This is a genomic window from Planctopirus sp. SH287, assembly GCF_056500625.1.
In genome coordinates, this window is record NZ_CM151403.1 from 2,140,321 (window position 1) to 2,152,618 (window position 12,298).

General features: G+C 51.3%; 11 protein-coding genes. 5 read left to right on the forward strand and 6 right to left on the reverse strand.

What is annotated here, in order from left to right:
• Positions 1–16 precede the first annotated feature (16 nt).
• Both SH287x_RS08220 and SH287x_RS08225 read left to right on the forward strand, forming a co-directional pair.
• The gene (locus tag SH287x_RS08220) at positions 17–253 is read left to right on the forward strand and encodes a hypothetical protein (protein ID WP_479518192.1); all 237 of its coding nucleotides are present in this window, start codon (positions 17–19) and stop codon (positions 251–253) included.
• A gap of 125 nt (positions 254–378) precedes the next feature.
• On the forward strand, positions 379–1,749 hold the full coding sequence (locus tag SH287x_RS08225; protein ID WP_479518193.1) for a hypothetical protein: 1,371 nt from the start codon (positions 379–381) through the stop codon (positions 1,747–1,749).
• A gap of 512 nt (positions 1,750–2,261) precedes the next feature.
• Here SH287x_RS08225 and SH287x_RS08230 read toward each other — a convergent pair.
• The 4 genes from SH287x_RS08230 to SH287x_RS08245 all read right to left on the reverse strand — a co-directional run bounded on the left by SH287x_RS08230 (position 2,262) and on the right by SH287x_RS08245 (position 5,178).
• A complete protein-coding gene (locus SH287x_RS08230; RefSeq protein ID WP_479518195.1) occupies positions 2,262–3,050 on the reverse strand; it encodes an IS3 family transposase in 789 nt (262 codons plus the stop codon).
• Positions 3,047–3,349, reverse strand: a complete 303-nt coding sequence (locus SH287x_RS08235; RefSeq protein WP_479518196.1) for a transposase — start codon at positions 3,347–3,349, stop codon at positions 3,047–3,049. Before SH287x_RS08235 ends, SH287x_RS08230 begins: the two co-directional genes overlap by 4 nt.
• 588 nt (positions 3,350–3,937) lie before the next feature.
• On the reverse strand, positions 3,938–4,750 hold the full coding sequence (locus SH287x_RS08240; RefSeq protein ID WP_479518197.1) for a sensor histidine kinase: 813 nt from the start codon (positions 4,748–4,750) through the stop codon (positions 3,938–3,940).
• 179 nt (positions 4,751–4,929) lie between these two features.
• Positions 4,930–5,178 (reverse strand): hypothetical protein, encoded by a 249-nt coding sequence (locus SH287x_RS08245; protein ID WP_479518198.1) that lies wholly within the window; start codon positions 5,176–5,178, stop codon positions 4,930–4,932.
• Between the two features lie 62 nt (positions 5,179–5,240).
• Here SH287x_RS08245 and serC point away from each other — a divergent pair, with 62 nt between their 5' ends.
• The 3 genes from serC (at position 5,241) to thiC (ending at position 9,470) form a co-directional block, all read left to right on the forward strand.
• The gene (serC, locus tag SH287x_RS08250) at positions 5,241–6,323 is read left to right on the forward strand and encodes a 3-phosphoserine/phosphohydroxythreonine transaminase (RefSeq protein WP_479518199.1); all 1,083 of its coding nucleotides are present in this window, start codon (positions 5,241–5,243) and stop codon (positions 6,321–6,323) included.
• A 26-nt stretch (positions 6,324–6,349) separates the two neighbouring features.
• A complete protein-coding gene (locus SH287x_RS08255) occupies positions 6,350–7,321 on the forward strand; it encodes a phosphorylase family protein (protein ID WP_479518200.1) in 972 nt (323 codons plus the stop codon).
• Positions 7,322–7,616: 295 nt separating this feature from the next.
• Positions 7,617–9,470 carry a phosphomethylpyrimidine synthase ThiC gene (gene thiC / locus SH287x_RS08260; protein WP_479518201.1) on the forward strand — a complete coding sequence of 618 codons (1,854 nt, stop codon included), beginning with the start codon at positions 7,617–7,619 and terminating at the stop codon, positions 9,468–9,470.
• Positions 9,471–9,657: 187 nt separating this feature from the next.
• On the opposite strand, the gene SH287x_RS08265 is transcribed toward thiC, so the two are convergent.
• Together SH287x_RS08265 and SH287x_RS08270 are read right to left on the reverse strand one after the other, a co-directional pair.
• Entirely contained in the window at positions 9,658–11,322 is a 1,665-nt protein-coding gene (locus SH287x_RS08265; RefSeq protein WP_479518202.1) for a GH3 auxin-responsive promoter family protein, read from the reverse strand.
• Between the two features lie 185 nt (positions 11,323–11,507).
• Positions 11,508–12,272 carry an SDR family oxidoreductase gene (locus SH287x_RS08270; RefSeq protein WP_479518203.1) on the reverse strand — a complete coding sequence of 255 codons (765 nt, stop codon included), beginning with the start codon at positions 12,270–12,272 and terminating at the stop codon, positions 11,508–11,510.
• Positions 12,273–12,298 lie beyond the last annotated feature (26 nt).

Consider the following 12,298-nt stretch of genomic DNA (forward strand, 5'->3'; position numbering starts at 1 on the left):
ATGAGAGATTGATGATATGATGCGTCGGTTGCTGAAGTTCTGGCTGATTGTTCTTTCACAGGTGCTCATGTTGACGGTCTTCAGTCGAATGAGTGGCATGGCGCGAGAAGTAGGCGAAGCCAAACATGGGCTTGCCGAAGACTATCACGGCAATTGCCCACAAGTCGGGAAGCGACGCTCAACTTCTGCTAATGTGCGTACCATTGTTCTTCGACAATTTACCTCCCGTGCTTTCAGCACACAGGTAGCCTGAAGACAGGCAACCTGTGCTACCCCGCTTAATACAAGTCCACTCCCCTGTGGGCAATTTAAATATAGAATTCCAGCCATTTGAAGGTCGGTGGTCTTTCGGCTCTTGCCTGTTACTGAGGATGTACAATGATATGTAAGTTGGTAGTTGTGTTGATTGTTTGTCACTTCGCATTAATAAATATTTCGACCGCGCAAGAAATTAAGAAAAACCAGGACAAGGCAATTCGGTTAATGATTGATGCTTTGAAGCACTCTGGTATAAATCGATCGTATATTTGGAGCGGCAGTGTTAGATTTGTGCATAAGTTTGAATCGCCACGGCCTGTTGGAAAGGACTATAATATTGGGCTCGACAATTGGCGTAAACAACAGGAGTCGTTTATATCGTCTTTGCCAGCGACCGATGTAAAGAACAGGAAGCATGCGCAATCGCAATTAGCTCGCTCAGAAGATCTTTATAACGAATTTCTGCTTGCTAGTCTAAAGCGTGAGGAAATTTATGATGTCATTTTTTTAGGATCTGAGCCTTTTGAGCAGATTAAGGAGCTTGTGACATTTGCTACTTTGGAGCCTGGGCTTGCGACTCGTGATCCGATTTCTCGGCTTGGGTCAAGTGATTCGGTGAACACTTTTGCCTTATTGTCTAAAGTGCAAAATCAATTGGATATCGACAAAGCACTCCGGTCTTATCGCCTTACAATGATGGGGCGAGTGCGTGGGAATGTGGCGATGGCATTTGCTGCAGCGTTGGTGGCAGGTACTGAGCAGGCACAATTGCAACCATGGTCAGTTGATGAGTCTCAAATTATGTCATTTTTAGAAAGATTGCGATCGCAGGCTTCTAAGGGTAAGATTTTCACGCAAGTTGTCGGATATGAAGACTATGAAGTTCTGCCCGGAAGTGTGTCTAACGCCACCGTGCTGAAGATTACCCTTCCTAGCGCTGGCAATAATCTTTCTTGGAGTGCCAAGTATTGGATCGATGAGAAACGTGATTTTATTTGCCTTAAAATTGAGGAGTATTTAGGCGATAAAATAAGTATACGTTTTGCCTCTTCAGGCTTTTTCCAAGATTCATTCAGTAAAATGTGGTTTCCAGGGAAGTACGAGGAAATTTCGTATCAATCTGATGGTGATGCAGTGGCATCAACGAGTTCTTTCGAGTTTCAGCAAAATGAAGTCCGCTTAAACATTCCACTTACTAAAAAAGATTTTTTTCTAGATCTTTCGAAGGGAACACGGGTCATTGACAGACGTAATGCTGTTGCCGTCCCATTTAGTGTTCCTGATAACATACGAGCAACGACGGAAAACGGCTTATTTGACACTAGTGGATTAACGATGGTTACTAATAAAGCACCATCAAGCAACGCAATTCCCCTCGTTTTAAACAGTGGTTGGAGTTTAGGAACAAAGATTTTTTTTCTGATCAATCTTTCTGCTATATTTGCACTAGCGTTCTATTTCTTTTTTGTTCACAGTCGATTTAGAGGCTGACAAGATACTTCTTTGATTAATAGCCCGCCAGCAATCGCATTGGAAAGGGCGACTATGTCCAGATGATTTGAGGTAGATCTCATGCTAATGGCCGGATGCTGATTAAGAAGCTGGCAAGTACTCACTTTAGCTGGTGCACTGAATAAGAACTGCAGAGCACAGGGGCGGCTATCGCCAAGTGGTTACACACAGAAATAATGATTGGGTGCCAGCCATAGCGGATCTGAAATTTCCGTGGCCCGCCCATCCAGATTGTTTTTCTTTCGACTACCTGGCGGATCTTTTCTAATCCACTCCCATGTTCTGTTTTCCTGAGACAAATATAGAGAATGATTAAATGATTTCGCAGTTCATATCGCAGGGTGGCACAGGTTGACTGAGGTGCTGACGATTTCACGGACAGTTCAACACACAAGAAAATTGTTCTTCGGGTCTCAGGTGTTCAATTCGAACTGCTGAGGTGTCAGGTAGCCCAGGGCGGAATGCTTTCGGTCGAGGTTGTAGTAAGCAATTTATTCGCCGATCTCACGCCGGGCTATGCGATGATCTTTGTATTCGGTCATTTGCAGCTCCGTCTTGAGTGTGCCAAAGCACGATTCCATAAATGCGTTGTCATAACAGTTCTCGGCCCGGTTCATGCTTTGCCGGAAATCAGATCTGCGCAGAATCGCCCGACAACGACTGCTCGCATACTGGCCTCCGCGATCCGTGTGATGAATCACCAGTGGTGCAGGTTGACGTTCCTTAATAGCACTTCGCAATGTCAGAATCACCAGATCCTCTGTCATCGAGGATTCGACATGCCAGCCCACGATCCGACGGGAGTAGCGATCCATCAGAATTGCCAGGTAGCAAAACCGCCCATCTGATAAAGGAATGTAGCTAATATCGCCGACCCAGAGACGGTCTCTTGCATCCGGTTCAGGAGCCTCCAGCAGCAGGTTCGGACTATAGCCCAAGCGATGCCGGCTTTGGGTCGTCCTGGGGACAAAAGATTTGGGCTGAATCGCTCGTAATCCCTGAAGACGCATCAATTCAGCCACTTTTCGCGGAGAACAGACATTACCTTGATCGGCCAAATCCGCAGCAATCCGTCGTGCTCCATAACGGCGGCGATGTCTCCAGAAAATAACCTGAATCTGCTGAGCCAGCCGTTGATCACGTGCCTCCCGGCTCGTCGATGTTCGATTCTTCCAAGAATAATAGGCAGACCGACTAAGTTGCAGGACATCACAGATCAAACTTGTGTGAGCACCGCTGGATTGCTCAATACTCGGGACCGCGGCATAGAGATCGGTCACTCGTTGCGGCCGAAAATAGCTAACGCTTTTATTAGTATGTCGCGTTCTCGCACGACTCTCTGAAGTTCAAGTTCTAATTCATGAACCCGTGCTTCGAGCGAGGTGGCAATCGGGCCGGACTGTTCGAGTTGAGCCTGCTTCCAGCGGTAAAGCAGATTGGTGTTTGAAAGACCTAATCGCTCGGCGACAGAACTGGCCGAGTGCCCATCCAGCAAAAGCGAGACGGCCTCCCGCTTGAACTCCTCAGTGAAAGTTCTCCGCGAACGCTTTTCCATCTGTTTTTCAATTCTCTTAGACATCCAACAATCCTTTCCAGGCATCCCAGTTTAAGATGTTGAACTGTCCGTGAAATCGTCAGCACCTCAGACCGTCTACGGGCTACCTGTGTGCCGCAGGTAGAAGAGGTTACGGCATCGGATAACGAGCCTTTTTATTCCCCTACCCTAAACAATGCCGGATAAGAATCATCTCCGACCGGGCGGTGGAACCTCTTGTATCTTCACCACTCCGGTAGAAATCGAAATTTCAACCCGGGCCACCCAGCGAAGAAAAACACGTCGCGATCTCTCACAGCCGGATTGACGGGATAAATGTCTCTTGTGATTGTCGTCACCCAGACGTTCAAAGCCACGTCTAGGCCGCCCTGCCTTCGCTGATTGAATCGGGTTCTCTGGTGCGAATTGTAACTTGAAATGGCGCGTTGAAGATCGCAAAAAATGTTTGCCCAAAGCTGCAAGCATGGCACACAGAGCGCTGTTTCAAGTTGGAATGCGTATGAGCAGGTGGGTTGCACAAAGCCTTAACGCCACCCTACCGCTCACCTGACCTACCCACCACAAAAGCCGAGGTCAAGAGGTACGCTTTTCAAGATGTGCCTGCGGCCCGTTTCAGCCAATAGGTGTCGGAATAGGGAGTGGTGTGGGGACTGTGACCGCAGGAACTGGTGGGGTTGCCAGTGGTAGCTTTAAGGTGAAGGCTGTGCCTCGACCGACGGCGCTTTCGACCCGGATGCGGCCGCCGTGGGATTCGATGACTTCGCGAGCCAGAGCCAGCCCTAATCCTGTGCCGCCCTGCCCCTGTGAGTCCTGCGTTTTGGTGCTGTAGTAAGGTTGAAAAATCGCTTTGAGACTTTCACTCGGAATTCCGCACCCGGTATCGCGAATACAGATCTCACCAAAGTTTTCATCTGTGTTTTTGCGGACACTGATGTAGATTGTGCCGCTGTTGGTGATGGCCTGTCGTCCATTGACGATGAGATTCAAAACGACCTGCTGGATCTGGCTGGCATTCACGTTGCACTGAGGTCTCTGGTCAAAACGGGTTTCAACCCGCACCCGGTGCATTTGCAGGTCTTTTTCAACCAGTACGAGTACATCCTCGATCAGCAAAACCAGATCTGTTGCTTCACGACGGTCAGCCTGACGACGGGCATATGAGAGCATCCCCGTTGTGATTTTTGACGCTCGCTGGCCTGCTGCCAGAATCTTGTCAAACGCCTTATCTCGTGTGGCGGCGTCCTTATGACGCATTCCCATTTTGGCGTAATTGATGACCGTCATGAGGATATTATTGAACTCATGCGTGATTGATGTGGCCAGCATGCCGACAGAAGCCGTTTTCTGAGCCTGCAACAATTCCGCTTTCATCGCCTGAATTTGCGACTCGAGTTCCGCCAGTCGTTCATCTCTGGGATCAGTCATGCCGTTCCTTAGCCTGAGACTCCATTACCTGAAGGGTATCGGCCGGGATCATGTCCCCCCTTCATGTTGGGTGAGTCCGCCGGTTCAAACTGCCATTTCTGGCAAACTCAATACCAGGGAGATTGGGAATCTTTATTGCTTAAGGTGATTATGCGGGTGATTGTGAGAAAATTTGCTTTTCAGAACGCTCTGATGCGACGCCGCTGCGACAACTGTTGGGGCATCTGCGGCGGTAACCGCCATATGACTGGAGAAAGAATGGCGATGATGGAATAGAATCGAGGAAAATCGCGAACACCCCCTGCACCTTTGCACTCCAGCAGGTTAGTCGAGATACTGGCAGCCATCACGAACAAGCTGTCGCCAAGTTCTTGATTGCGAACCGCCTGGTGGCCGACGAAATGGCTGCCAGGCTTGCCAAAAGTCATCTGAAATTATTCTCGCGATGGCGTCTCCTCGCGAGTGATTATCTTTTTGCCGGGATGCTTTGATGACGAACCGAATTTTTAATTTTTCTGCCGGGCCAGCCGTAATGCCCGAGAGCGTGTTGCTCGAGGCGAAGGAAGCTCTCCTGTCGCTGGGCAATACTGGCATTGGAATTATGGAGCATTCTCACCGCGGCAAAGCATTCCTTGCGGTCTATGAGCAGGCGGTGGCCCGTTGCCGGGAGTTAGCGGGGATTCCGGCTGATTATGAAGTCCTGTTTCTGCAAGGGGGCGCCTCACTTCAGTTCAGCATGGTTCCCATGAACTTTCTGGAAGCAGGCCAGACAGCGGATTATCTCGTTACTGGTGTCTGGTCAGAAAAAGCTCGTGATGAAGCTGTGCGTTTCGGAACTGTTCACGAAGTCTGCTCGAGCAAAGACAAGAATTTTTCCTACATTCCCAGCGATCGATCTCCCAGCGAACAGCCGGTTTACACTCACTTCACTTCCAATAACACGATTTTTGGAACGCAGTTCAAGGCAGACCCGATTCCTGCTGGCAATTCATTCCTGGTTTGCGATGCTTCGAGCGATATTTTTTCCCGTCCGATTGATGTGCCGAAATATGGCATCATTTACGGTGGGGGTCAGAAGAATTTGGGGCCATCTGGCGTGACGCTGGTCATCATTCGTAAAGATCTGGTGGAAAAAGGGAATAAGTCACTACCCACCATGCTGCAATATCGGACTCATGCGAAGAATGAGTCGATGTTCAATACGCCGCCGACATTCGGCATTTATGCGATGAATCTGGTCTTCAAATGGCTTCTTGATCAGGGGGGATTGCCTGCAATCGCCACCAAAAACGAAGCCAAGGCCAAGGTGCTCTATGATTATCTTGACCAGAGCCGCCTCTTCAAAGCCACGGCGGCTGAGGACAGTCGTTCGCTGATGAACGTGACGTTTGTCACCGGGAACGAGACCATCGACAATCAGTTTATCTCTGAAGCGACCAAAGCCGGCTTTGATGGCTTGAAGGGGCATCGCAGTGTAGGTGGCATGCGTGCCAGCATTTATAACGCGTTCCCTCATCAGGGAGTGGTGGAACTGGTGAAGTTCATGCAGGCTTTTGAAGCCAGGCAGCTGTAGGCAACGCTAAAAAATAGAAAAGGCTTATGAACTGGCTGGCCTGGTTGGTACGTGGATGGTTGATGCAAACGGCGTCCAATGCCGCGATGGATGCCATGCGCAATGCTGACAAGACCCCGTCAGGCGGATCAACAAATGCTGAGGCCCCTCAGCCGCATTCGTCTGATCATGCTGGTACTAAAGCTGGTCGCTCTCACGCTTCTGGACAAACAGCCGAACCTGCCGATGCCGGTACTGATGACGATGAGGAGATGACTGAATCGGTTTCAGTCGTCATTATCGCGGCACTCAATATTGAGATTTCCCCACTTCTGGCCCAATTGAAACACCCTAAAAAAGTCATCGGCGGGGACTTTGTGTTTCACGGCGGGTTCTGGAAAGGCAAGCGGATCGCGATTGTCGAATCGGGGGTCGGCCTGGCACGTGCTAAGCGGGCGACTCATGCGGCGATTGACGCTTTCCAACCCGACTGGATTATCTCCACCGGGTTTGCCGGGGCACTGGATCCTGAAATCCCTTGCCGCAGTATTGTGGCGGCCACCCGCGTCAACCTTTTTGACTCACCACTGCCGGCCATCGAATTGGGCCTGGCCATGGAATCCGATCCGCAGGCGAAGCTGTTCACCGGGTCAATTGTGACCGTGCCCAGAATCGTTCGCACAGTCGAGGAAAAAGAGGTCGTTTTCCGTTCAACGGCAGCCTTGGCCGCAGAAATGGAAACATGGGGCGTGGCTGAGGCGTGCCGCACACGTCAATGTCGCATGCTCTCCGTCCGTGTTATCAGCGATGATGCCAAAACGACTTTACCAGCAGAGATTCTGACCGTGGCGGGGCCGACAGGAAGTGTGCGCGCCGGTGCCCTATTGGGCGCGATTCTCCATCGACCGGGGAGCGTTTCGGATCTTTGGAAGCTGCGTGAAGAGGCTCATCAATCTGCTGAGCGACTCAAACAATTTCTTGAGTCGTTGCTGCCAACGTTGCTGGCTTCACGTGATTAAGTTTCACATTCTTCCCAGCCGGAGCAAGTGAGTGTGTTGCTTTCACTGCCTGCAACCTCATGGATGATGGCCTCTCATCCCATGACACCGATTGCAATTACGGCTGCGCCCACTACGATAGCTTCTTAGAAAGCTTCGTCACCAATCTGGTGTGAAGGCAATTTGTCGATCTTTTCCAGTGATCTGCCATTCTTGAGATGAATGGAAGATCGCTTTTGCAATGATGATGAGATCGGGCAGGATCAGAAGACAAGTCCTTTGGTTCTCCCGGTTATAATGGAAGGCTAATCACGGAATGATCAACGTCGCACATTCGAAGTCGCCTGAACTTCCGCCGTTGGGAAATAATCCTTCATCGCGCCACGCCGGAACAACGCCGGGCAGTTTCGCCAATCCTCCCCAAGTCGCCCCCGGTGTGCAGGGCCGTTGGACGTTTTCCTCACCTGATACACCCAATATGCCCCAGCCGTCGGAAATGACTGCCTGGGATTTTCTTCCCGAAGGCTGGACAACGGCTGAACTCGCCGGTGGTGCGACATCTGTCCCTTATTCACCGGGTGCTTCACGTCTTGTCTTTGAACAGAGTGATGGCAGTTACCGGGAAGTCACATTCCCCACAGATTTCGATCCTTCCACACAGCTTGAATGGGCTAGAGTGGGAGTGATTACCGCTCAGATGTCGCGTGTCGCTGAACGGGAAGACCATCTGACACCCGCCCAGGTTCGCGATGAAATTTCCGCCGGTCGGCTGGTGATTCCTGCCAATAAAAATCATCTGAAGCATCAACTTGATCCCATGGCGATTGGTCGTGCCACCAAGACCAAGATCAATGCTAATATGGGGGCCTCGCCCGTTTCTTCAAGTACCGATGAAGAGGTTGAGAAGCTGAAGTGGGCCGAACGCTGGGGTGCGGATACGGTCATGGATCTTTCCACTGGCGGTGACCTCAACGCTTGTCGCGTGGCCATTGTTCAGAACAGCTCCGTACCGATTGGCACCGTTCCTATCTATTCGATGATCATCGGTCGCAAGATCGAAGAACTGACCCACGAGATCATCCTTGAAAGTCTTGAAGTACAAGCTCAGCAAGGGGTTGATTACTTCACGATTCATGCAGGTGTTCTGAGAGAGCATTTGCCATACGTGGTAAAGCGTCTCATCGGGATTGTCAGCCGGGGTGGTTCACTTCTGGCCCAATGGATGATCCGTAATAGTGGGCAGAATCCGATGTACGACCGGTGGGAAGACATTTGCGACATTATGCGCAAGCACGATGTCACGTTCTCGATTGGCGATGGCCTGCGTCCCGGCGGGCTGGCCGATGCGACCGACCGTGCTCAATTGGCCGAACTGGCGACACTTGGCGAACTGACCGAACGGGCCTGGCGGAAAGGTGTGCAGGTCATGATCGAAGGGCCTGGTCATGTTCCCTTCGACCAGATCGAATACAACATGAAGCTCCAGCGGACGCTGTGCCACGGGGCTCCCTTTTATGTTCTTGGGCCGCTTGTGACCGACATTTTCCCCGGCTACGACCACATCACGAGTTGTATTGGGGCGACTGCCGCTGCTTACCACGGCGCGAGCATGCTTTGCTACGTCACTCCCAAGGAACACCTGGGACTCCCCAAGAAAGATGACGTCAAGCAAGGTTGTATTGCCTATAAAATTGCGGCTCATGCGGCAGATGTGGCGCTGGGCATCCCTGGCACACGTGACCGCGATGATGAACTGACAAAGGCCCGTGCAGCTCTCAACTGGGAGAAGCACTTCGAGCTGAGCTTTGACCCCGATACCGCTCGCGCCTATCACGACGAAGACCTAGATGTCGATACCGACTTCTGCGCGATGTGTGGCCACGACTGGTGCAGCGTCCGCATCTCGAAGGAAATTGTCGAGTTCGCGTCTGGCAAGGATGAGAACTACCAGTGGAACCGCGCGAAGGTCTCTGCGGCTCTCACTCCAGAACAACAGGAGATTCTGGAAAAACGCGGGCACCTGTCACCGAAAGAAATCCATCAGCTCGCCAGCAAAACGAAGAAAGTCGTCGGCGCTAACAATGAGGCCAAAGCCGCCTGTCATAGCGATGTCGTCGACGCTGAGAGCGCCAAGCAAATTCAGGTTGAACGACTGAGTTCGGCAACCTGAAGCCGCAATGATGATGAAAGGGAGAAGTGAATCTTCTCGCAGTGATTCACTTCTCCCCACTCTCACGTCGAAGACCTGATTTCAGCGACCGATCGTAAGAGCGAGAGATAAGCTCCCCACAGGAAAGTCATTCCGGCAGACACGGGTGCGGTAAGATCGTTTCCAACAACAAGATGACACCTGCTGTTTAAGCCTTGAAATCTTGCAGAATGCTGCGATCGGTAATAAGGAACGGATGCTTGTATTGATCCATCGTACCGCCGTTTCTGGCGAGTTGGCGAAGATCCCAAGCTCTCCATGCTCCCCGCTCTACGACCACCAGTTGCATTGGCTCCAACAAGCCTTCCCGTCGTTTCCGTTCGTAGAGATAATTCTGGCGTCCTAACGATTCATCCAGCTGCAACATAAAACGGCTTTGAGCCTCGCCGGTCAGTGGTTCGCGAAGCTCAATCATGGCTCGATAGGCCACCGGTTCATCAGCCATTGGCGGTACGACTGCATAGTCACCAACTGCGACTTGTAGGTTCGCGGCAGCTTCTACGACGGCGCGCACCACCTGGCTTTCCGTCAGCTTCTCGCCGAACAGATTCGCAATACGATGTCCTTTATGAAGGAATTCGATAATCGGAGTTTTGCCCTGCCAGCCAATAACTTTGATCACATCATGAATGTTGTAACGATATAAACCGCTCGCCGTGGTCATGAGTAGATAGTATTCCTGATCAAGCTCCAGATCAGCTGCTTCAAGGATTGTGGGCTGGCTGGAATCTATCTCATTGACAGGAATAAATTCAAAGTAGGTACTATTGATATCCAGGATACCACCGGGGGTATTGTCTTCCAATGGCAGGCTGGTACGACTTTCACTGGCAATGAGGCCGATATCTCGCATAGCGACATCACCGAAGTATTCGGGGATTGCCGAAAGATAAGCTCGTGTCGGGCCGCCCAGCCAACAGGCCACCAAGCTCAACTGAGGCCAGATATCAACAGGATAGAGGCGACCATTCTTCGAGCGAATTTTCTCCAGAGCAACAGCCCGGCGACGATTCGGGCGTAGTTGACGTTTGAGCCAGTTTGTTAAATGATCCGGGAGTTGAGCATTACAGTTAAATCCTCCATCATGCACTTCTTTAATCAGCTGATCGGCATGCTCGTTCCCATAGCGGGCAAACTGAAGTAGCAAGCCAGGGTTTGGCGCAACGCACATCCCCATATTACGATGCAACCCCACTCGCCAGTTGAGATAGCAACGGACATAGGCATCGGCATGGTTAGCTGTATCAGAAGGGATGCAGTAGGTCTTGCGTACGACGCCAGGGTTCATATTAGCCGTCAGACCGCTGAGGCTGCCGCAAGGAATCCCGGAAGAGGTGGTGAATTCCTGCGAGGCGCTGCCAAATCCGATTTTGGGCTGAAGAAACAGGTTGCGGTGTTTTTCAAAGGTCTGCAATCCCCAAATCGACCATCCCCGCCGATAGGTTTCCAGATAATGACCTGTCACGGGGATGTATTTACGAGTGTTGCTGGTGCCGCTTGTCAATGTAAACATGACGATTTTTTCGTCACAGAACATCGCGTTAATGTCGCCGTTCTTTACTCGCTCAATATAGGGAGCAAAGACATCATATTCAGCGATTTTCATCTGACGACGAAAATCGGCCGGGGTCTGCATTTCATGAAAGTGATGATCCCGACCAAAATCGGAACGGGCATTCCGTTTCACCAGGTTCATTAAGACTTCATGCTGCGATTCGCGAGGGCGTGTCGTCGCATGATAGAAAGCCGCCCGTTGGCGAGAGACTTTCCTCGCCAGAAACATCCCAATGAGGCCAATTATCGGACTCAACATGATCAACGAACTCCGGCGCTGCGGAATGACCTCTGCTAGCAAAACTGCTGGATGCAACAAGCCTGATCGGGAATCCGTTCCAGAGTGTGAACCTGTCTCGCTGGCCAACACTGTCTGACAACTTCGTTGTTCGCGACAGGTTGACGTCGATCCCGCCAAGGAACCAACGTTTCATAACTAGGAAATCAGACGTGAATTGCGGCACCGCCGTCGATAATCAATGTCTGACCTTGAACCAGGTCGCTCAAAGGACTGCAGAGATAAAGAACCGCATCGGCGACATCTGAGGCCTCTAGCTGACGATCTCCGGTCATTGTCTTATCGGAGCGGGCATTGAAGATCTGATCGGCTCCAGGAATCATCTTGGTGGAGTCAGTAGGAACCAATCCGGCTTGAACCACATTGAAGTTCATGCCCTGGTCACCGAACTCGAGAGCCATATGCCGGATGAGGCTTTCAAGGGCCGCTTTAGAAGTGCCGATCAGTCCATACATGGGCAGAGCCATGTGTGAGCCGTGGCTGGATATCGCTACGATTTTGGCACGATCCTCGCTTCGTTCCAACAGGGGATGTGCAGACTGGACAAGAAACAGCAGCGCGCGAACGTTGGTGTTCATGGTCGCTTCAAAGTTGCGAGGGGTCGCGGCCAGTAACGGACGAAATCCGCCAGATGCCGCGTTACTGACAAGAATATCCAACCGTCCAAATTCGTTACCGACAAACTCCATCATCGACTGCACGTCGGCTTGCTCACTGACGTCAGCGCGGATCACGGCCACCCGGCGGCCCATCGAGATAATCTCTTCTGCAACCCGCTGGGCATTTTCCTTGGACGAAACGTAATTCAGAACGATGTCTGCACCGGCTTCTGCCAGGCGCAGGGCACAGGCCCGTCCAATCCCGCGTGAAGCCCCGGACACCAGGGCAATTTTGTTGGTCAGATCGATCATGGCAATAAACCCTGTTCCGGACAAAT

Excerpts from the sequence above, each read along its gene's own strand:
- SH287x_RS08220 (WP_479518192.1), top strand. The coding sequence starts at position 17 with ATGATGCGTCGGTTGCTGAAGTTCTGGCTGATTGTTCTTTCACAGGTG.
- SH287x_RS08225 (WP_479518193.1), top strand. The coding sequence starts at position 379 with ATGATATGTAAGTTGGTAGTTGTGTTGATTGTTTGTCACTTCGCATTA.
- SH287x_RS08235 (WP_479518196.1), bottom strand. The coding sequence starts at position 3,349 with ATGTCTAAGAGAATTGAAAAACAGATGGAAAAGCGTTCGCGGAGAACT.
- SH287x_RS08240 (WP_479518197.1), bottom strand. The coding sequence starts at position 4,750 with ATGACTGATCCCAGAGATGAACGACTGGCGGAACTCGAGTCGCAAATT.
- SH287x_RS08245 (WP_479518198.1), bottom strand. The coding sequence starts at position 5,178 with ATGACTTTTGGCAAGCCTGGCAGCCATTTCGTCGGCCACCAGGCGGTT.
- serC (WP_479518199.1), top strand. The coding sequence starts at position 5,241 with ATGACGAACCGAATTTTTAATTTTTCTGCCGGGCCAGCCGTAATGCCC.
- SH287x_RS08255 (WP_479518200.1), top strand. The coding sequence starts at position 6,350 with ATGAACTGGCTGGCCTGGTTGGTACGTGGATGGTTGATGCAAACGGCG.
- thiC (WP_479518201.1), top strand. The coding sequence starts at position 7,617 with ATGATCAACGTCGCACATTCGAAGTCGCCTGAACTTCCGCCGTTGGGA.
- SH287x_RS08265 (WP_479518202.1), bottom strand. The coding sequence starts at position 11,322 with ATGTTGAGTCCGATAATTGGCCTCATTGGGATGTTTCTGGCGAGGAAA.
- SH287x_RS08270 (WP_479518203.1), bottom strand. The coding sequence starts at position 12,272 with ATGATCGATCTGACCAACAAAATTGCCCTGGTGTCCGGGGCTTCACGC.